14 protein-coding genes are annotated in these 20,131 nt (G+C 62.4%); 9 read left to right on the plus strand and 5 right to left on the minus strand.

The window, feature by feature from the left end:
• Nucleotides 1–222: 222 nt before the first annotated feature.
• Complete coding sequence (locus U4Y88_RS28505; protein ID WP_224012739.1) at nt 223–1,614, minus strand: replication initiation protein; 1,392 nt, start codon at nt 1,612–1,614, stop codon at nt 223–225.
• A 1,359-nt stretch (nt 1,615–2,973) separates the two neighbouring features.
• Between U4Y88_RS28505 and U4Y88_RS28510 the strand changes: the two genes are divergently transcribed.
• Entirely contained in the window at nt 2,974–4,182 is a 1,209-nt protein-coding gene (locus U4Y88_RS28510; RefSeq protein ID WP_065061489.1) for an AAA family ATPase, read from the plus strand.
• Nucleotides 4,179–5,171 (plus strand): ParB/RepB/Spo0J family partition protein, encoded by a 993-nt coding sequence (locus U4Y88_RS28515; RefSeq protein ID WP_224012738.1) that lies wholly within the window; start codon nt 4,179–4,181, stop codon nt 5,169–5,171. Before U4Y88_RS28510 ends, U4Y88_RS28515 begins: the two co-directional genes overlap by 4 nt.
• A gap of 3,048 nt (nt 5,172–8,219) precedes the next feature.
• Here the strand turns inward: U4Y88_RS28515 and U4Y88_RS28520 are convergent.
• From U4Y88_RS28520 to U4Y88_RS28530, 3 genes are all read right to left on the minus strand, one after another.
• Complete coding sequence (locus tag U4Y88_RS28520; RefSeq protein WP_224012737.1) at nt 8,220–8,810, minus strand: flavin reductase family protein; 591 nt, start codon at nt 8,808–8,810, stop codon at nt 8,220–8,222.
• Between the two features lie 97 nt (nt 8,811–8,907).
• The gene (gene zapE, locus U4Y88_RS28525) at nt 8,908–9,981 is read right to left on the minus strand and encodes a cell division protein ZapE (protein ID WP_321787888.1); all 1,074 of its coding nucleotides are present in this window, start codon (nt 9,979–9,981) and stop codon (nt 8,908–8,910) included.
• Nucleotides 9,982–10,160: 179 nt separating this feature from the next.
• Complete coding sequence (locus tag U4Y88_RS28530) at nt 10,161–11,420, minus strand: DUF2252 family protein (RefSeq protein ID WP_415774515.1); 1,260 nt, start codon at nt 11,418–11,420, stop codon at nt 10,161–10,163.
• A gap of 272 nt (nt 11,421–11,692) precedes the next feature.
• On the opposite strand from U4Y88_RS28530, the gene U4Y88_RS28535 reads away from it, so the two are divergent.
• Together U4Y88_RS28535 and U4Y88_RS28540 are read left to right on the plus strand one after the other, a co-directional pair.
• Entirely contained in the window at nt 11,693–12,175 is a 483-nt protein-coding gene (locus U4Y88_RS28535) for a hypothetical protein (protein ID WP_321787890.1), read from the plus strand.
• 92 nt (nt 12,176–12,267) lie between these two features.
• The gene (locus tag U4Y88_RS28540; protein ID WP_321787892.1) at nt 12,268–14,379 is read left to right on the plus strand and encodes a phosphocholine-specific phospholipase C; all 2,112 of its coding nucleotides are present in this window, start codon (nt 12,268–12,270) and stop codon (nt 14,377–14,379) included.
• Nucleotides 14,380–14,482: 103 nt separating this feature from the next.
• Here U4Y88_RS28540 and U4Y88_RS28545 read toward each other — a convergent pair whose 3' ends face one another.
• Complete coding sequence (locus U4Y88_RS28545; protein WP_321787894.1) at nt 14,483–15,358, minus strand: LysR family transcriptional regulator; 876 nt, start codon at nt 15,356–15,358, stop codon at nt 14,483–14,485.
• Nucleotides 15,359–15,471: 113 nt separating this feature from the next.
• Here U4Y88_RS28545 and U4Y88_RS28550 point away from each other — a divergent pair, with 113 nt between their 5' ends.
• The 5 genes from U4Y88_RS28550 (at nt 15,472) to U4Y88_RS28570 (ending at nt 20,083) form a co-directional block, all read left to right on the plus strand.
• On the plus strand, nt 15,472–15,897 hold the full coding sequence (locus U4Y88_RS28550) for a VOC family protein (RefSeq protein ID WP_224012732.1): 426 nt from the start codon (nt 15,472–15,474) through the stop codon (nt 15,895–15,897).
• 158 nt (nt 15,898–16,055) lie between these two features.
• Complete coding sequence (locus U4Y88_RS28555; protein ID WP_224012731.1) at nt 16,056–17,066, plus strand: ABC transporter substrate-binding protein; 1,011 nt, start codon at nt 16,056–16,058, stop codon at nt 17,064–17,066.
• 25 nt (nt 17,067–17,091) lie between these two features.
• Nucleotides 17,092–18,120 carry an ABC transporter permease gene (locus U4Y88_RS28560; protein WP_321787896.1) on the plus strand — a complete coding sequence of 343 codons (1,029 nt, stop codon included), beginning with the start codon at nt 17,092–17,094 and terminating at the stop codon, nt 18,118–18,120.
• Nucleotides 18,114–18,977 carry an ABC transporter ATP-binding protein gene (locus U4Y88_RS28565; RefSeq protein WP_321787898.1) on the plus strand — a complete coding sequence of 288 codons (864 nt, stop codon included), beginning with the start codon at nt 18,114–18,116 and terminating at the stop codon, nt 18,975–18,977. Before U4Y88_RS28560 ends, U4Y88_RS28565 begins: the two co-directional genes overlap by 7 nt.
• A gap of 50 nt (nt 18,978–19,027) precedes the next feature.
• The gene (locus U4Y88_RS28570) at nt 19,028–20,083 is read left to right on the plus strand and encodes an ABC transporter substrate-binding protein (protein ID WP_310634394.1); all 1,056 of its coding nucleotides are present in this window, start codon (nt 19,028–19,030) and stop codon (nt 20,081–20,083) included.
• Nucleotides 20,084–20,131 lie beyond the last annotated feature (48 nt).

Below are 20,131 nucleotides of genomic sequence, written 5' to 3' on the forward strand. Positions count from 1 at the left end.
CAGTTTCGACGACGATATGAATGACCGCGCAGGATCATGTCTAACTTATCCACAGATTTTGTTGAAAACTCTGTGAACACGCGTTGGGACAATTCGACTAAACGCCTGATTTTGCAACTAATTCACGTCTAGCGCGACACGCCGCCCCGGTGCGTGCACGCAATAGGCAATTCAGCCCGAAATCGACGATTTCGGGCCGTCGCAACGTGTGCGTTCACACCTTTACGCCGCGCTCTGCTTGAGCTTGCCGTACACGAACTGGCCGAAATACCACGACAAATCCGAGTGATTGAGGATGTTCGCGTCGGACAGCGCGCCAGCCTCGAGTTTCAGACGACGCAACATCAGCTTGCCCGCCTGCGAAGCGATATAGAGGCGCACAAGCTCCTTGCGGGTCTTCTCGTCGGCCGATTCGAAGTGCTCGCGGCCGCGCTGCACCTCGTCGTTGCGGCGCGTGCGCGCCTCTTCGTCGCGCGTGGCGATGCTCTGTTTCACGGCGGCGCCCGCCTCGGCCTTCGCGGCTTCCTTCGCCGCCTCCTTGACCGTTTCGGCGGTGGCAAGCTCGGTCTGGATCGCGACCATCTTGCGTTCGGCCTCGGACACCTGCCAGTTGTGGCTGAGCGCCTTCATCAGATAACCGGCCGGACTCTTGGTGACCTTGCCCTGGTTCAGACGGAAACGCGTGTACTCGATCGCCTGCTGAATGCGCTCGTCGGTCCAGCTCATGCGATGCTCGGCGATCACATCGAACTGCTTGTTGCTCAGCCCGAACTCCTCCTTGAGCGTGAGCAGCAGATCGTGCGCGTTCGGCTGCCGCGTGAGCATGGCCGCGACGGTGTCCTTGCGCTTCAGGCGGAAGCGGATCTTGTTGATCTTGCGCGAGCTCTCGCCGTCCGCACGCGTTTCGTAGCTGATGTCGAGATCGGAAAGCTCGTTGATCTGCTTGACGGCGGGATCGAGATACTTCGGCCGGAAGTGCTTGAACTCCGACGCGCTCGTGCCGAGCTTGCCGGGCCAGCGCCGCATGACGTCGAGCTCGATCCAGTCGGTGAGGCCCGCGCTCACGAAGGGCTGGATGTAGTCGTAGATCGCGCGCGCGAAAGTCTGCGAAAACGCCGCCGTGATGCACAGGTTCAGCCAGTGATGCTTCTCCGGGCCAGTGATGTGACGCAGCATCAGCGGCGGAATGCGGAACTGGATGCGCCCCTTGCCGATCTTGACGCTGCCCATGAGCTGCTCGGACACCCACTGATCGTCCTCGGTGGGGGCGCGGTCGGGCGGCGTGTCGGTCACCTCGATCAGCACGCGCTGCGCCTCCTTGATCACGCTTTGCAGGTGGCGCACGTTGCGGCTCTCGTAACGCATGAGCCACTTGAAGTAGTTCAGGTCGACGTCGTAGGTCTCGTGCGCGATCGGTTCCTGGGCCGCGATGAAATACGCGGCGTCGATGAAACGCCGCGACGACAGGCCTAGCCCGTTGATCGCCACAAAAACGTTATTGCGCTGAAAGCCGATTTCCCTCGTGCTCTCGCTGATGGGCTGCCCGGACATTTCCTCAAACAGCCCCAGCGACATCTGCTGGGTCGTCGTCCTTCGACCGATGTCCTCCGACATTCGTGTGCTCTCCGTCGATATTGGGCGCGACTCTATCACTCCTCAAATACAAGTCAACACAATAAACGTTACCCGATGCGGGGTGCTGATTGGGGTCCGGCACAAAAACCGTACCTTGCTGCACATAGAACGCGACATCGCCAGCACAAAAAACGGCAACCCATTGCACATAAATCGCTGCCTCTTGCACAGAGACCGGTGCTTTTCGAGAGCAAGTACTTGATTGCCAAGCATTCGATGGGCGCTGTTAGTGGGTTTGTGGGTTTTCTTTTTTTAAGTAAACAAACCAACCCCGTATTGCAAAAGACGCTTCGCGCGAAATTCGACGCCGATTGCCTTGCAATACGGAGGCGAATTTCTGGGTAATGGGCAGATTTTTCGGGCGTTTGGAAGGAGAGACGGGCGCTCTGTGCGATGAATCGGCGATCCAAAGGCGAAAGCTCGCGGATCAAGAGGAGCTAAGAGGCAACGTTTTGTGTGCGATCTCGTTGTTCCGAGGTGACGTTTTTTGTGCGAGACGATTTTTTGGCATGTCGGGCACTGGGAAGCCGTCATCAGACGGGGTGCCAGGTAACGATTTTTGTGCGTGCGAGTGAGATGACCGCGAAGGTCACGTTTTTTGTGCGGACAGCCGCGGGAGGCGAGGTGGCCGGAGGGTAACGTTTAATGTGCAGCGCTTCTGGATGGATGGATTGGCGTTTCGCTTAAGCGTGAAGTCCCGTCGAACGGTGTCCCGGTAACGGTTTTTGTGCACTTGTTCGGCGGCGCGTAGATCCCCCATGGTAGAGATCCGTGTTTGCGACTCTGCAGAAATGCGTTTCGGCGGAATCGCACGCGGAAGGTCACGTTTTTTGTGCGCTGCGGCCGCGGAGGGGCGGCGAGGCGCTATGTCGCTGAAGCTATGAGGATCGAAGGTAACGGAATTTGTGCGAGATCCGCGGTCTGGGATGGCCCGATCGGATGGGCGACACAAAATCCGTTACCGCAGAATCGCGGTGCGGCATCTTGAATCTGCGATTCAAGAAAAGCGCACAAAAATCGTGACCTCTGCGCGCGGACGCGAAAGGTATGTCAGATAAACACGAGAAAATAGGACAGCATTGAATAGCAGAGTGCCCCATGACCTGACATTCAACTGACGATTTGCTTAATTTTTAAGCAGGCAGGCGCAAACCGCTTTAAACGCCCCTTGGCGGGCTTGGCCGCTCCGCGAAGGTCTGAGCCTTAACCTAAGCCCAGGAAGCCGTTAAAAGACGAATAAAAAGGTCGATTTTTTAAAATACTGGGCTCAATCAGTGTGTTCTGAAACGCTTTTCCTGTATTCTACGCTTTATCCAAATTCCGATAAAAAGCGTATTAATGGCAAAGACTATCGAATTCCCATCAATTGATCGGCGCGTCGACCTGTCGACGGTTACGCAATTCGCGGAGGAAGCCGGTCACCTGTCAGAAGAGCTTCGGGAAATGATGCTGGCGCCGAAGCCGCGCAAGGCTGCGCCCACGTTCACGTCGGCGCAGGTTGCCGAGATGTGCGGCATCGACCGGATCAAACTGAATAACCTGTTGGCCACGCGTGAAGGATTGCCGCAGGGCGAGGCACAAGGTTCGGGCCGCAGTCGCGTGTTTACTTTGCCCGACGCGCGCACCTGGGTCCAGCAGGTTTCGGATATTTATCAGACGCCGCTGCACACCGGCGTGCGCGACGCGGACGGCAAGGTGCTGCTCGTCGCCAACTTCAAGGGCGGCTCGACCAAGACCACGACGACGATGTGCCTCGCGCAAGGTCTGACGTTGCGCGGCCGTCGCGTGCTGCTGATCGACCTCGACCCGCAAGCGTCGCTCACGGAACTGTGCGGACTTTACGCGGAAAAGGAAGTCACGGAAGACAGCACGGTGCTGCCGTACATCTACGATCCGCACATGGAAGGCGGCCTGCTCAACTTTGTGCAGCCGACTTATTGGGATGGACTCGATGTTATTCCGGCACACCCGACGCTGTTCTCGGCGGAATTTCATATTCCGGGCACCGTGATCAAGAACCCTGGCTTCAAGTTCTGGGACTTGCTGCGTCAGGGCGTGGAGACGCTCCGTCAGCATTACGACTACATCATTCTCGATACGGCGCCGTCGCTGTCGTATCTGACGATCAACGCGCTGATGGCCGCCGACGCGATGGTCATGCCGCTGGTCCCCGAAAGCCTCGACTTCATTAGCTCGGTGTCGTTCTGGAGTCTCTTCTCCGACCTCGCGCACACGATCATGGAGCGCGGCGACGAAAAGACTTACGACTTTGTCTCGGTGCTGCTGTCGAAGGTGGATTACGGCAAGACGTCGTCGGCGCCGGTCGTGCGATCGTGGGTGCAGCGCACCTATAAGGATTGGCTGAGCGCGATCGAAGTGCCGGCGAGTTCGGCGATGAGTAACGGCGCGCTGGCCATGGCAACGGTTTTCGACATCAGCAAGGGCGATCTGGCCGACAAGACGGTGGCGCGCGTGCGCCAGCCGCTCACCGATTACGTGCGATGGATCGACGATCTTTACGTTGAACAATGGAGGGCCGGCAAGTGAGTTCATTCCGCGACAAGATGGCGGCGAAGACTGCCGAGCTCGGCTCGACCGCAGAACGTCAGACGACCGAGCGTCCCGCGGCACCGCCGCCCGAGCCGCGCCGAAGCAGCGCATTCAAGACCGGCCCCGGCATGCTGGGCGCGCTCGCGGTCGCGCAGCAGCGCATTCAGGAACTCGAAACCAAGAGCGACAAGCTCATGCTGCCGGTGAACGCGATCCAGCCGAACCCGTGGCAGCCGCGCAAGATTTTCAGCGACGAAGGGCTGGCCTCGCTGGCCGAATCGATTCGCGAAGTCGGGCTGATCGAGCCGGTTGTCGTGCGTCGCGCGGATAGCGGCTATCAGCTGATCGCGGGCGAGCGACGTCTGCGCGCGCACGTGTTGCTGCACGAGGAAGAGATCCGCGCATCGGTGATCGATTGCTCGGATCAGGACATGGCGGTGCTCGCGCTGGTGGAAAACGTCGGCCGCGAAGATCTGACCGACTATGAGATTGCGCAGTCGCTGCGTCGCGCTGAACACGAATTCCCGACGCGCACGCGCATGGCCGAGGCGCTGGGTATGTCGCGCAAGGGTCTGTATCGATTCCTCGCGTTCGAAAGCCTGCCGGACTTTGTGCGACTCGATCTCGATTTGAATCCGCGTTTGCTGGGTGGTTCTGCTGCGGATGAAATCGTGTCGGCGATCAAGAAGCATGGCGCGGCGGGGCTCGCGTCGGCACGTGAACTGTGGCCGGCGGTGGTGGCGGGGACGCTGGATCAGGGCAAACTGGCGGCGGCGATCGGCGCGCAGTCGAACCGGACCGTGGATGAGCGCAGCGTGTCGGAACGCAGCATCGAGAAAATTTTCTCGGGGAAGAGTCACGCGGGCAGCATCACGAAGGATACGAATAGCTTCACCGTGAAGCTGAAAACCGGCGTGCTTTCCGACGCGCAGGAGACCCAGATTCGAGAACTCATTAGCCAACTGTTCAACGTGAAGCCGGGGTGATGGCCGGTTTGTAGGACGTTTGCTGAGATTTAAAGCCCGCTGATACGGGCTTTTTTTATTAGTGTCGTGGGGAGTGTTGGGGCGTGTCGAGTCGACACGTTGTGTGTCGTGGGAGAGAGGGGTGGGCGAGAGGTGGAGATTTTTCGGAGCCACGTGTGTGTCGAGTCGACACAAGAGGTTTGGAGTGTAAGGAGAGGTTGGTTGAGGTGTTGATTGATTTCGTGGGGTTGATCGTTCGGACCGGAGTGTGTGTCGAGTCGACACAGCGAGGGACGTGTGCTCCGCGAGGTTAGCGATGAGGGGCGGTGAGCGTGACCGGATTGGTTTTCGGGACCGCGCATGTGTCGAGTCGACACAGCAGGGTAGACGTGTGCCGGGAATAGGTGATGGATGTCGAAGGGCGTGCCGGGGGGGAAATCTTCGGAGCGAACTGTGTGTCGAGTCGACACACAGTTAGGCCGAGGGCGAATGTTTTGCTGAGGACGTAGGCGGATATGACTGGGTTAGTTTTCGGGGCGGGGCGTGTGTCGAGTCGACACAGCAGGGTAGACGTGTACTGGAGAGCTGTGATGGATGTTGACGGGCGTGCCCGGGTTGAATCTGCGGAGCGAAGTGTGTATCGAGTCGACGCACGGGTAGGCCTGCGCCGAATGTTTTGCTGAGGACGTGGGTCGATGTGGCTGGGTTAGTTTTTCGGGGTGGGGCTGTGTCGACTCGACACAGAGTGGGAGAGTGGCGGGATTTGGCGGATCGCGGAGTTGTCTGGAACAGGCTTACTCGTGCCAATGGCCGACGATTGATGACGCGGGGTCGGTGATGTTCTTTAGTGTGTCGAGTCGACACACGATTAGCGCATGCATTCTTGACGATACGGAGTGTGTTGTTCAGGTACTTGCGCGTGACGTTTGCAGTACGGCTTTGCCATTTGACTATGTGTCGAGTCGACACATGATGAGCAGTCGGCACATCACCGCGCACTGAACGTCGGGAGCGGCTATCTGCAGCCGCGCTGCGGTGACTTGTGTCGACTCGACACAGGTCGAGCAATGAGAGCGAGAGTCATCCCCGGAGGAGCGTTGTCGCTCACGGCAATCAACCCTGATACGGCGGGGCGGTCTGCTGTGTCGAGTCGACACACGTCGGGGAGCGCAATGGCCTGGCGCTACGTTGATCATATGAGTGTGGTGATGGTGGTGTTGCTCTGCTGTAGACGACGCTCCGCGGCTGTGTCGACTCGACACAGCGCGATGACTTCGAACGCCATCGCCGTCGCAATGTGCGCTGCGTCCTGCTGACGTACTTTTGGGGGCCGCGACGAGAATTGGGTCAAACTCTGATGCAATTGATCTCGGCTGATTTTGTGTCAAGTCGACACAGGATGTTCGCCAAGACCTTCGACGCTCAAGCTCGAGCGCGGCGACCCAGCGACTGAATCGGCTGCTCGTTGACTGGGGAATAGCTGGTGCCGACTGAAGGTTGCTCTGCCTGGAGCGGCTGCCAAATCTGTGTCGAGTCGACACACGGTGGCTCAGCAATCACAAATTGGCGACGGCGGATGACCTGAGACTCGGAGTGTGTCGACTCGACATAGATCGCTACACGGCTAGAAGCTGGCCGGATTGAGCTTTGCGATTAAAGCAGATGAGGGCCGAAAATCTCGTGACCTGATCCCAAGTCAGTGAGCGGTAGCTCTCCGTCATTTTGCGACGATGATGTGTGTCGAGTCGACACACACATATCGAGCGCGTTACGCGGCCACACCTCGGACTGCCCGACGCGGGCACCTATGTGTCACACAACGGCCATTCGTCTGACCGGCGCTGCAATTTCCTCCGGTCCCAAATTCTGTGTCGACTCGACACACTCACAACTCTCGCTGACCGCCAAAGCCGGCGCGACGCCCTATGCATCGTCTCGCTCGTAGGCGAGGCGTGACCTGCCGTACTCATACTGCAGCCGACGAGCATGTGCGGTGGACCGTTGTGTGTCGAGTCGACACAGGCCATCCTGCCGTCCGCGCGGGGGCGTTACGCCGTGATGGGGATGCCGGTGACTGCGGGATTTAAGGTATAGCGATGCCCGACCGGCAACCCGCATCGGTGTGTCGACTCGACACAGCTGTGTCGGCTCTGGACGGCTTCAATTCGGGGCTGGCCGTGCGCTCAGTAAGGAGGCGACTTTCGCTTGGCTTCGGCCTGGTGACGCATTGCGTCAGAACGCTGAAGGCTGTGACCGGCACCACGAGTCAAGCAGTACGGAGTGGGGCACCTCCGCGTCAGACGTCTATCCGCCTATTGAAGAAGATGCGGCTTCGCATCCTCCAACCGATGAATACCGGAGCGCCAACACACCGGCCTGCAGATCCAGCGCCCCCGAACACAGCCCATCCACAAGAGGTGAATCCGTTCGCGCGACTCGACACAGAGCTCGTCGATCGGCCAATGAAGTGCCGCGCATATGCTGCACAGTAGCTCGCGCGGGTTCGCTGGCCTTCAGCACCTCGAATAAGAAATAGGAGGCAGCCCGGCGCGCTGATACGAGTCAGCCGCCCACGAAGAGAATCATCCCCTGAACCAGCCACGACTTGCATTCAGCCCCCAGCACACAGACACACCTCACCCCCATTCTTCAGCCAAATCATCATTTACGCAACTAACAGTCAAATAACGCCAAGATCATCCCCAATAACCAAGCCAACCCACACCCACCAAACCCTCCCACGCGCGCAAAAACCCGCCTAACTCACCCTCAAATCACCTCCAAACTCCAACCCCGTGAAACAATCCCAAAAAATCGCACAAACCGCTAAAATCCCCGCCCAGCAAGCGATTCAGCCGATCAATCAGGGGCTCAAACCCCAATGTTCCACGGATGACCGGACTTTCGGACCCTAAAACTCCCTCATTCGCTCCAGTTTGAGCCCACAAAAGCCACGCAAACGCCCATCTGTATCAATCACTACGTATTCGGTAATTATCAGAATCAAAAACACCCCGCGCAAGGCCTCCAACCGTCGAAAACCCCGCGCCCACCACTAAAAACCGGCCTTTAACCCTCAATCCCCCGTGCCTTAACCATCCCGCTCGCGCGCGCAAAATTCCCGGCACCCAGATGATGCAGCGTATGCAGATCGGTGTTGCTATCGTCGAACACCCAGTGCCCCTTATTGAACACGCGCGGATCGGCCGCCGCCGACACCACTTCGCAGAAGCACGTGTCATAAGCATCCTCGGTGTGCTTCTCGGGAATCAGCCTGCACTCCATCCACGCCGCGCAGCCTTTCTCGAGCAACGGCAACCCGAGCACCGGCCCGGTCACCGCGTCGATGCCGAAGTGCTCGAACTTATCCGCATCGCGTCCGCTGATGCTGCCGACTGCAAAAGTCAGATCCATCGCCGCAAAACCTGGCACGCAAACACCGAAGGTGCCGCTCGTGTGAATGAGCTCGCGCGTGAACGTCTTCTTGTCGATGACGACCGCGAGACGCGGCGGCGTGAATTCGACCGGCATCGACCACGCCGCGGCCATGATGTTGCGACGCTGGCCGTCGGAACTCGTGACGAGCACCGTCGGACCGTGATTGATCAGGCGGCTCGCGTGTTCGAGCGCAACGGGGTGAAAAGAGGAGGGGGAAGTCATCGTGCTGTCTGTCCACTTCGAGTCGAGATTCGACGGACTGTACAACAGATGAAAAATCCTTGCGGCGCGCGCAGAGTCGCAGCGCATCCGTAAGACGTCAGCCGATCGTTTCCCGATCCGCCGACGACGAAGCCGCGATATGCCGATGCACGAGACTGCTCACATAGCCGCGCGATTGCATCTCAGCGAGACGGCTCGTCGTGCGCGACACGTCGTGTGCGCCGTCGAGGCCGTCGAGCGCGGCGCGAATCGGCCGGTCGGATGCGATGAACAGCGCGTGCTTGCGATCGTAAAGAATATCGACGAGCCAGACGAAACGTTGCAGCACGTCGCCGCGCTTCAGTTGCGCCGTGTCGACGCCATCGAGTATCAGGCCCTGCCAGCGTTCCGCGATGGCCAGGTAGTCGAGATGCGAACGGTGCGTGCCGCACAGCGCATCGAAATCGGCCCACACCATTTGCTTGCCGGCGGCGGTGACGGCAAGCGGCCGCCCGGCGACCTCGATCGTCGCCGGATGCACGGCGCTTTGCGCCTCGTACTCGCGATAGATCGACCACAACGTTTCGCGCGTGCCGTCGAGCGGCGCGAAGTAGCGCGGTTCCGCCGACTCCGCGCCGAGTTCACGATAGTCGCGCGCACCGTCGAACGCGATCACCTTGAAATGCCGCGCAATCAACGCGATGGTCGGTTCGAAGCGCGCGTGAAACTCGGGATCGGGCAGCAGATTATCCGGGCTGTAATTCGAGGTCAGCACGATGCGCGTGCCGCGTTCGAGCGCGGTTTCGAGAAAGCGCCCGATCAGAAAGGCATCGGCGATATCGTGAACATGGAATTCGTCGAAGTAGAGCAAATCGACGCCGTCGAGCCACGCGCGCGAAACGTCGCCGAGACGATCGTCGCTACGCGGCGCCTGCACGAGCCGGCGATTCACCTCGCGCGTGAACTCGTGAAAATGGATGCGCCGCTTCGGGCAGTTCGCGAGCGCGAACGCCGTATCGACGACGAGGCTTTTGCCGCGTCCCGGCAGCCCGTGACAATACACACCCTGCGTGGCACGCGCGCCGTCGCGGTTGAGCATGGCCTGCAATGCGTCGATCGCGAGGCGCTGACTGGCGTCCGCGGCAATACCTTTGGCAGCGAGTGCGCGGACGACGGCGGACGGATCGAGCATGCGAAAAAACGGGAAGGGCTTCGGAAAACGTGCGCGGCGCGCGACACACGAAGACAAGCGACAATGCGCGGCGCCAACGACACAACCGCGCCAGTTTAACAGCCCGGCCGATTGCTTCGCCGGCTCGCGGGCAGCCGCTCACGCCTCAGTTCTTATCGCGTTCACATCGCGTGCACGCCTCAGCTCACGCCCGTCGCATAGCGGCGGCAATGCTCCAGATAACCCGCTTCGTGACTGCTCGCGAGTTGCACGACGCTGTTCCAGAGCCACAGCGGCGCGTCGATCGTTTTCGATCGATTGCGCCGCAGCTCCGCGAGCCACGCGCGGCGCGAGGGCGGATCCATCTGCCGCGCGTGCGCTTTGCCCACGACCGCCGCGAGATAGAACGCGACCGCGCGCGCGTCGTTCTCGTCGAGTTCGTCGATTTCGAGCTTGAGATCCTGCGGCAGCAATTCACGAATCACCACCGCACGATCGAGCATGCGCGCCGCACGCATGCGCTCGCCGAGAAACGGCGCAAGATGACGCGCGCCTTCGACGACGCGTTCGGCGTTGTCGCGCGGCATCGACGCGTCTTCATAGCGCGGCGCCGCCGCCTTCACGCCTTCCTTAATATCCATGAGACAGAGATCGTCGCCCTCGATCACGCCGCCGTCGACGTCGAGCAGCACGGCGTAGCGCAGGCGTCCGAGCGAACTGCATCCCTTGACCCAATATGCCGCGTCGAGCACTTCGACTTCGCCCGCGTCATTGCGGCCGCGCAGTCCGGTCGGCAGGCTCGCGATGGCTTCGTCGCAGAAGATCTCGGCGATCGCCTTGTTTTCCTCGCGTGTGAGCGGCCAGAAACGCTTGCCGAGTGGAATCGTCGGCTTGAGATCCTCGATGCGTTCCTGCGCGAGATGTTTCCACGAACGGCGCACAGCGAGCTTCATCGCAAGGTGAACCGGATCAGGTCGTTCTGGAAGTTTCGGATTCCTGTGCTTTGTCGCGAACTCCGCTTCGTAACCGGCCGCGAGCGCTTCCATCATGTGCACGATCGTCAGACCGGAAAGCGACGAACCGCGCGCGGCCGTCGCGAGTGAGAGACCGAGTCGAATCAGATCGTGCGCCGGATTGCCGATGACGGTCTGATCGAGATCGCGGATATGCACTTCGACCTTGCCGTCCTGATTCGCGACCGGCCCGAGATTGCCGGTATGGCAATCGCCGCAGATCCAGATCGCCGGACCGTGGGGCAGTGCGCTGCCGTTGGTTTCGAGAATCCATTCGTAAAACTGGGCGGTGTTGCCGCGCACATACGCGTGCGGGGAGCGCGCCATTTTCAGGCGGCGCTGTTCAATCAGGATTGCCTGGCGTTCGGATGGCTTCGGAAAACGCACAGCTTGTTTCGCGCGCCTCGCAGGCTTCGTCTGCTTGTTCGACTTCATGTCATGGGCCATGGCGAGTCCTTGTTCGCGCATGGGCGAGCAAACGGCGTGCCGCACGATTACGAAATGAAAGACTGCATCGAGCAAGCCTTCATTTTGCTGACGAAGTTTCGCGCCGTGCATACGCGCCTGATGTGAATGCGCGGATTGCCTGTTTCGTCACAAAAATTAAAAGCAGCTTCGCTATGCTTCAGCGTTGCCTTACCGCTGCTTACGCGCGGTTAGCGCATCGCTCGGGCCGCTCCTCGAGCCGTTGTTGTGCCTCTCTCTGGTTGGAGACTTCGATGACGGTCGATTTCGCGCCGGTGCGTCCGCTATGGCGGAGCGCGCCGCGCAAACGTTTGAGCTTGCCCGAGGCGCTGATGGCGCACATCGCGCATAACGTGCATATCGCACACATGACACGCGTGACGCGAACGAGTCGGCGCGCGTGCGCCGTGACGTTCGTCTGCGCCATGACGGTCAGCGCGTTGAGCGCGTGCGGCGATCGCGCCGAAGACGCGCGCGTCTCGCTCACGTCGAGCGCCGCGCGCGAACTGGCCGATGTGCAGCCTGCCTCGACACAAGGGAAAACGCCAGCACCTTCTGCTGCCGCGTTCGCACCTAATTCGGATTCCATATTATCGAATGCCGCCGGGAACACGGACAGCACCGCCGCGTTGACCGCAGCCGCCGTGCGCTCGCCCGCGCAGCCCGCCGCGAACGACGGCACGCAAAGCGCGCAGAACGCACCGCTCGCACCACCCGAGATTCACACCGCCGATTAACGCCCCCGGCCGCGCGACCTTTGCCGCTTGCCGATTGAATCGGCGTCGGCGCGTCGCGCGTGCTTTCTCAACCTGAAGATGGAAACCAGAACATGACTTCGAGAAGCCGCCGTGACTTTCTCCGCACCGCCGCGATGAGCGCCGGTTCGGCCACCGCCCTGACGATGCTGCCGCAAGGCATCCGCAACGCGCTCGCGATTCCCGCGAACAATCGCACGGGCAGCATCCAGGACGTCGAGCACATCGTGATCCTCATGCAGGAAAACCGCTCGTTCGACCATTACTTCGGCACGCTGCGCGGCGTGCGCGGATTCGGCGACACGCGCACGATCACGCTGCCCAACGGCAAGCCGGTGTGGAATCAGCCGCTCGCAGCGGGACTCGGCGAAGTGCTGCCGTTCCATCCGACCGCGGCCAATCTCGGCCTGCAGTTCATTCAGGATCTGCCGCACGACTGGCCCACGACGCACGCCGCCTGGAACGGCGGTCGCTACGATCAGTGGGTGCCGCAGAAGGGCACGACGACGATGGCCTACCTCACGCGCGACGACATCCCGTTCCACTATCAGCTCGCCGACGCCTTCACGATCTGCGACGCCTACCACTGCTCGACGATGACCTCGACGGACCCGAACCGCTACTACATGTGGACCGGCTGGGTGGGCAACGACGGCAGCGGCGGCGGCCCCGTGGTCGACAACGCGGAAGCGGGCTATGGCTGGTCCACGTATCCCGAAGTGCTGCAAAACGCGGGCATCTCGTGGAAGATCTATCAGGACGTGGGCGAGGGGCTCGACGCGAAGGGCTCGTGGGGCTGGACCGGCGACAATCCGTATATCGGCAATTACGGCGACAACTCGCTGCTCTACTTCACGCAATATCAGAACGCGCAGCCGGGCAACCCGCTCTACGATCGCGCGCGCACGGGCACGAACGTGCTCGCGGGCGGCGGCTATTTCGACGTGCTCAAGCAGGACGTGGCGAACAACACGCTGCCGCAGGTTTCGTGGATCGTCGCGCCCGAAGCCTATTCGGAGCATCCGAACTGGCCCGCGAACTACGGCGCGTGGTACGTCGATCAGGTGCTGCAGATCCTCACTTCGAATCCCGATCTGTGGAGCAAGACCGTGCTGCTCGTGAACTACGACGAGAACGACGGCTTCTTCGATCACCTCGCGCCGCCGTTCCCGCCCACGTCGAGCGCGAATGGTCTGTCGACGGTCGATATTACCAACGAGATTTTTCCTGGCAGCAGCAAGTACGCGTCGGGACCGTATGGCCTCGGAACGCGCGTGCCGATGCTGGTGGTGTCGCCGTGGTCGCGCGGCGGCTGGGTGTGCTCGGAAACCTTCGATCACACCTCGGTGATCCGCTTCATCGAAAAACGATTCGGAGTCCATCACGATCTGCGCGAGGCGAATATCACGCCGTGGCGTCGCGCTGTGTGCGGCGACCTGACCGCCGCGTTCGACTTCGCCACGCCGAATGCCGCGCTGCCCACGCTGCCGTCGACCACCGGCTATGCGCCGCCCGACAAGAGCCGTCACCCCGACTATGTGCCGTTGCCGCCCGCTGTCGGCGCGGTGCCGAAGCAGGAATCCGGCGTGCGCCTCGCGCGTGCGCTGCCGTATGAGCTGTTCGTGCGCTTCAACGCGAATGTGTCGACGGGCACGGCGGGCGCGCATTTCATCAACACGGGGCGCGCGGGCGCGGTGTTTCTCGTCTACACGGCGGGCAGTGCGGATGCGCCGCGCACCTATACGGTGGAAGCGGGCAAGCGCCTCGAAGACAAGCTCTCGATTGGCCTGACCGGCGCCTACGATTTCACGGTGCACGGCCCGAACGGCTTCCTGCGCCGTTTCGCGGGCAAGCAGGTGCAGACGGGCTGGTTTGGCAGCGACGTGGCGCGGCCGGAAGTGGCGGAGGGCTACGACGTGGCGAACGGCAATCTGCAATTGCGTCTGGAAAACACGGGCCATGCGCGCTGCCAGTTCACGATCGTCAACGCTTACGATTCGACCACGAAGATCCAGCGCACGGTGCGCGGCGGCGACACCGAGCAACTCTATCTCGACCTGCGCAACGCGCATGGCTGGTACGACCTGACGATCACCGTCGATAGCGACGCGACCTTCGTGCGCCGCATCGCGGGCCACGTGGAGACGGGCCGTCCGAGCTATAGCGATCCGGCGCTCGGCGCGTGATGACGTTCGACGGCGTTTGAGCGCTTATTTGAGCGCTCACTGCGCGTTCGAATGCATGTAGCCACGGTGTCGCCCACGCGGCGCGCCGTGGCTTTTTCTTGGCTCAGCGGACGTCCTGAGCCTGTTGCTCCAGCAAGCCGAGCAGCAGTTTCGCCGACTCGCTCATCTGCCGCGCGCCGCGATGCACGATGCCGATGTCGCGATGAAACACGTGATGGCCGAGATCGAGCGCGCGTACTTTGGCGGGCCACTTTCGCCACGTAGCGGTCTGTGGCACGAGCGCCACGCCCACGCCGTTCTCGACGAGCTTGACGATGGCTTCGAGTTCGTCGAGTTCGCAGATCTCGCGCACGTTCAACTGCATGCGCCGCAAAAAGCGGTCGACCTGACGGCCACCGAACGACGCGCGGTCATAGCGGATATACGGCTGGGTAGCGATCAGATCCATCCAGTCGTCGCCTTTGACCGCGCGCGGCGCGATCAGCATGAACGGCTCGCGCACCAGCGAGGTCCAGCGCAAATCGCTCTGAAGCGCGAAGGGTGGCCGGATGATGGCGGCAAGATCGGCTTCGCCCGCATCGACGAGATTGATGAGTTCCATCGACAGCCCAGGGATCACGCGCGTGCGCGCGCCCGGACATTGGCGGTAGAACGCGGCGAGGGCGTTGGGCAGCAACGCGCGCTGCACCGAAGCGATCGCGCCGATCGTCACGCGCATCTCGATGGCCGGATCGACCGTGACGGCGCTCAGATTGCCATAGAGGCGGATCACTTCCTGCGCCTGCACGAGCAGTTGTTCGCCGCGCGCGTTGAGGCGCGCATTGCGTCCTTCGCGCTCGAATAGCGCGAAACCCAGTTCGTTTTCGAGCCGCTGCATTTGCGCGCTGACGGCCGCTTGCGTGAGGCCGATGCGCTTGCCCGCCGCGGCAAACGTTCCCTCGCGCGCAACGGCGATCAGCGTTTTTAGCTCACGGATCATTCACAAATTTCCTTTATGTTTTCGAAAATTATATATTGATTTTATTGAACCACGCCCGTGCGTATGATGATGCGAATTCCCTACGACAACACCCACGCATACCGGAGCGCATCATGAGTCTTTCCCCGTTTCATCTGGCGATTCCCGTCTACGATCTGCCTGCCGCGCGCGACTTCTACGGCCGCGTGTTCGGTCTCGCGGAAGGACGTTCGAGCGACGCCTGGGTCGACTTCGATTTCTTCGGCCATCAGTTGGTGATTCACGAGCATCCGAAAACGGCGTCGCAGGAAAGCGCCCACACGAATCCGGTCGACGGCCACGATGTGCCGGTGCCGCATTTCGGCGTGGTGCTCGAATGGACGCAGTGGGAAGCGCTCGCGGAGCGTTTGCGCGCGTTCGGCACGGCCTTCGTGATCGAGCCGTATATCCGCTTCCAGGGCCAGGTGGGCGAACAGGCCACCATGTTCCTGTTCGATCCGTGCGGTAACGCGCTCGAATTCAAGGCGTTCAAGGATATCGGCCAGCTGTTCGCCAAGTGAGGTTCGCGAAACGCAGTCCGCGAACTGCGCATGCACGGAAGCGGTGCGCCGTGCATGCAAAACATAAATAGTGTTTCGATATAAACATATCGAAATAGAATAATTCTCAGCGGTACATATCGTCGCTACGCTTGCAGCCATATTGCACGCGAGGGCCTATGACCGCTTCTGTCTCCGCTTCCACGTCGTTCCTGCTGCGCCGGCGTCTGCTCGGCGCGTGCGCCGCCGCGCCGCTTGCATCGCTCGCGGCGCTCGGCTTTGCCACAGCGCCGCGCAGTGCGCTGGCCGCCGATCTCGCGTCGGTCACGCTCGTGCTCGGCGATCAGGCCGGCGGAATGCGCGCGCTCACCGAAGCCGCGAAGGTGCTCGACGGCGCGCCCTACCGTTATCGCTGGGCGAACTTCCAGGGTGCCGCGCCGCTGTTCGAGGCGCAGCGCGCCAATGCCGTCGATATCGCGCCCGCCGGCGACCTGCCGGTGCTCGCGGCAGCGACGGGCGATCCGTCACTGCGCATCGTCGCCACGCGCGTCGGTTCGCCCACGCAACTCGGCCTGCTCGTGCCGCAGGATTCGCCGATCCGCAGCGTCGCGGAACTGAAGGGCCGCACGATTGCGGTCTCGTCGGCGCGCGGCAGCATTTCCGAATTCCAGCTCTACGGCGCGCTCGCCGAAGCGGGCCTCTCGCGCCACGATGTGAATGTGCGCTACATCCTGCCCGTCGACGCCTTCGCGGCCTTCGCCTCGGGCGCGCTCGAAGTCTGGGCGACCTTCGATCCGTACTACGGCATCGCCGTCTCGCGCGGCGCACGCGTGCTGCGCGACGGCACGGGCATCAACACCGGTCTGAACTTCATCACCGCCTCGGGCGCGGCGCACGCCGATCCGCTCAAGCGCGCCGCCATCGCCGACGTGCTCGTGCGCATTCAGCACGCGGGGCAGTGGGCGCTCGCGAATCCGCAAGCCTACGCGCGCGTCTACGGCACGCTCACGCGCACGCCCGACGCGGCGGCGCTCACCATCACGCAGCGTTCCGCGCTGCGACTGCGTTTCGTGACCGGCGACGATGTTGCGGCCTTGCAGCGTGTCGCCGACAAAGCCGTGGACGACGGCATCCTGCCGCGCCGCATCGATGTGCGCGCCGTGTCCGATACGCAGATCGGCGCGGCCTGATTTTCGCAATGGAGGACGATCGATCATGACTTCTCGCGCAGCACGAACGTTGACGCTGCCGCCCACGCAGCAGGCCGCGACGGAGCGCGCGCCTGCACAGACCCCACACGCCGCGCGCAGCGGCTGGGCGGGATTGCCTGCGTGGGGCGCGTCGCTCGCATGGCTCGGCGCGGCCGCCGTTACACGCGCATGGCCGAGTCTCGACGACTGGCCGCACACCGACGCACTGCTAGCGCTCGAACTCGCATTGGCCGCCGTGGCGTTTCTGCTCGCCTGGCGAGGCCGCCGCGCGGGCGTCGCGCCCACAATCGCGCCGTGGCTTTTGGCGCTCGCGTTCGGTGTGAGCGCGTGGGAGATCATCACGGCGAAGCTCGAAATTCTGCCGCGTCCGTTTTTCGCGCCGCCGCAAGCGTTGATCGCGGTGTTCTTCGACGATTACGCGCGGCTGCTCTCCAGCGTCGCACATTCGTTCGGATTGCTATCGATTGGCTATCTGATCGGTGCAGCGACGGGCTTCGTCGTCGGCGTGAGCATCGGCTGGTCGCGTGCGGTCGGCTACTGGCTGCATCCGGTGCTGCGGCTCATCGGCCCGCTGCCCGCGACCGCGTGGCTGCCGCTTGCGTTCTTCTTCTTTCCGTCGAGCTTCAGCGCGAGCGTGTTCCTGATCGCGCTCGCCACGGCGTTTCCGGTCGCGGTGCTCACGTGGTCGGGCGTCGCGGGCGTGAACGCCGCGTTCTACGACGTTGCGCGCACGCTCGGCGCGCGGCCCGCGTTCCTGATCGTGCGCGTCGCGATTCCGGCGGCGCTGCCGTCGGTGTTCGTCGGCTTGTTCATGGGGCTGGGCGCGTCGTTTTCCGTGCTCATCGTCGCGGAGATGATGGGCGTGAAAGCGGGGCTCGGCTGGTATCTGCAATGGGCCCAGGGCTGGGCCGCCTATTCGAACATGTACGCGGGCCTGCTCGTGATGGCGCTGATGTGCTCGGGCCTCATCACGCTGCTGTTCCGCGTGCGCGACCGCTTGCTCGGCTGGCAAAAAGGACTGCTCAAATGGTAGCCGCGACACTGGCTTTGCAACCCGAAGACCTCGCGCCATACGGCACGCTGGGCGAGCCGGACGAACCACCCGTCGGCGCGCGCATCGACGTGCGCCACGTCACGCAAGGTTTCGCGCTGCGCGGCGAAACGCTGCCGGTGCTCGAAGACGTCAGTCTCACGGTCGAGCCCGGCGAGTTCGTCGCGCTGCTCGGGCCGAGCGGCTGCGGAAAGTCGACCTTGCTGCGTCTGGTCGCGGGCCTCGATGCGCCGCTGAGCGGCACGCTGCACGCGAATGGCGCGCCCATCGCCGGTCCCGATCCGTCGCGCGTGCTGGTGTTTCAGGACCCGACGCTGTTTCCGTGGCGCACGGTGCGCGAGAACGTCGGGCTCGGTCCGCAGGCGCAGCGTGCGCGGCGCGGCTGGTTCGCGCGTCGTGGGACGTCCGCGCAGGGCGATGCCGATTCGCGCATCGACGCCGCGCTCGAACTCGTCGGCCTCAAGGGCTTCGAGCAGGCGTACCCGCATCAGCTTTCGGGCGGCATGGCGCAGCGTGCGGCGCTGGCGCGCGCGCTCGTCAACGATCCTGCGCTGCTCGCGCTCGACGAGCCATTCGGCAAGCTCGATTCACTCACGCGCATGCGCATGCAGTCGGAACTCGTCGCGCTGTGGCAGCGCACGCGCGTTTCCGTGCTGCTCGTCACGCACGACGTGGAAGAAGCGCTCGTGATGGCGAACCGCGTCGTGGTGTTCAGCGCGCGGCCCGCGCGCATCGTGGCTGAGGTGCGCAACGACGCGCCGTATCCGCGTCATCGCGACGATCCGAAGCTCGTCGAATTGCGCCGCGACGTGCTCGCGCAACTCGGCCTCGATGCATGAGTGCATCACGATTTGATAAGAATGCCTAAATAAAATACCACTCCGATATCATGAATCCGACCGACAAATACGGCAGGCCAGAACAGCCCGATCAACTCATTCAACCCGCCCGCCGAACGTGGCTGCGCAACACCGCGTTCGCGACCGGCGCGGCGGCGCTGGGCGGACTGGCGTTCGGCTTGCCCGCCACGCGCGCACGTGCCGACGAAAACGCGAAGCACCTCAAACTCTCCTGGAACGCGGGCGCGATCTGTACGGCGCCCGTGCCGGTGGCCGCGACGCAAGGCTTCTTCCGCAAGCACGGCCTCGACGTCGAACTCGTGAACTTCGCGGGCTCGACCGATCAGCTGCTCGAAGCGATCGCGACCGGCAAGTCGGATGCGGGCGTCGGCATGGCGCTACGCTGGATCAAGCCGCTCGAACAGGGTTTCGACGTAAAGCTCACGGCGGGCATTCACGGCGGCTGCATGCGTCTGCTCGCGACGAAGCAGTCGGGCATCGTCGATCTCGCGGGACTCAAGGACCGCGCGGTGGGCGTGAGCGACATGGCGAGTCCGGCGAAGAACTTCTTCGCGATCACGCTCAAGAAGATCGGCATCGATCCCGATAGCGAAGTGCGCTGGCGTCAGTATCCGGCCAACCTGCTCGGCGAGGCGCTGAAGAAGGGCGAAGTGCAGGCGATCGCGGACGGCGACCCGACCATCTGGACGCTGCGCGAATCGGATCATCTGGTCGAGGTGTCGAACAATCTGTGCGGCGAGTACGCGAATCGCGTCTGCTGCGTGCTGGGCGTGCGCGGCACGCTCGTGCGCCGCGACCGAGCGACGGCGCAGGCGCTCACGGCGGCGCTGCTGGAAGCCACGCAATGGACCGCCGATCATCCGGCGGAAGCGGCGAAGGTGTTTTCGGCTTACGCGCCGAACGCCGATGTGAACCAGCTCACGGCCATGCTCAAGAGCCACACGGACGGTCATCATCCGGTGGGCGCGGCGTTCAAAAAGGAAATCGCGCTCTACGCCGACGATCTCAAGACCGTGGGCGTGGTGAACGCGAGCACGGACTCGAATCAGTTCGCGTCGCGCGTGTTCGCGGACGTGCTGGCGTAACGAAAGCGGGGGAAAGAGGAGCGAAGCGTTCGGCGCGCGCCGAACGCC

Origin of the sequence: Paraburkholderia sp. J94 (genome assembly GCF_905220285.1) — a bacterium.
Taxonomy (GTDB): Bacteria; Pseudomonadota; Gammaproteobacteria; order Burkholderiales; family Burkholderiaceae; genus Paraburkholderia; species Paraburkholderia tropica_A.

Coding starts and splice junctions, on each gene's coding strand:
- U4Y88_RS28505 (WP_224012739.1), bottom strand. CDS start 1,614: ATGTCGGAGGACATCGGTCGAAGGACGACGACCCAGCAGATGTCGCTG.
- U4Y88_RS28510 (WP_065061489.1), top strand. CDS start 2,974: ATGGCAAAGACTATCGAATTCCCATCAATTGATCGGCGCGTCGACCTG.
- U4Y88_RS28520 (WP_224012737.1), bottom strand. CDS start 8,810: ATGACTTCCCCCTCCTCTTTTCACCCCGTTGCGCTCGAACACGCGAGC.
- zapE (WP_321787888.1), bottom strand. CDS start 9,981: ATGCTCGATCCGTCCGCCGTCGTCCGCGCACTCGCTGCCAAAGGTATT.
- U4Y88_RS28530 (WP_415774515.1), bottom strand. CDS start 11,420: ATGGCCCATGACATGAAGTCGAACAAGCAGACGAAGCCTGCGAGGCGC.
- U4Y88_RS28535 (WP_321787890.1), top strand. CDS start 11,693: ATGACGGTCGATTTCGCGCCGGTGCGTCCGCTATGGCGGAGCGCGCCG.
- U4Y88_RS28540 (WP_321787892.1), top strand. CDS start 12,268: ATGACTTCGAGAAGCCGCCGTGACTTTCTCCGCACCGCCGCGATGAGC.
- U4Y88_RS28545 (WP_321787894.1), bottom strand. CDS start 15,358: ATGATCCGTGAGCTAAAAACGCTGATCGCCGTTGCGCGCGAGGGAACG.
- U4Y88_RS28550 (WP_224012732.1), top strand. CDS start 15,472: ATGAGTCTTTCCCCGTTTCATCTGGCGATTCCCGTCTACGATCTGCCT.
- U4Y88_RS28555 (WP_224012731.1), top strand. CDS start 16,056: ATGACCGCTTCTGTCTCCGCTTCCACGTCGTTCCTGCTGCGCCGGCGT.
- U4Y88_RS28560 (WP_321787896.1), top strand. CDS start 17,092: ATGACTTCTCGCGCAGCACGAACGTTGACGCTGCCGCCCACGCAGCAG.
- U4Y88_RS28565 (WP_321787898.1), top strand. CDS start 18,114: ATGGTAGCCGCGACACTGGCTTTGCAACCCGAAGACCTCGCGCCATAC.
- U4Y88_RS28570 (WP_310634394.1), top strand. CDS start 19,028: ATGAATCCGACCGACAAATACGGCAGGCCAGAACAGCCCGATCAACTC.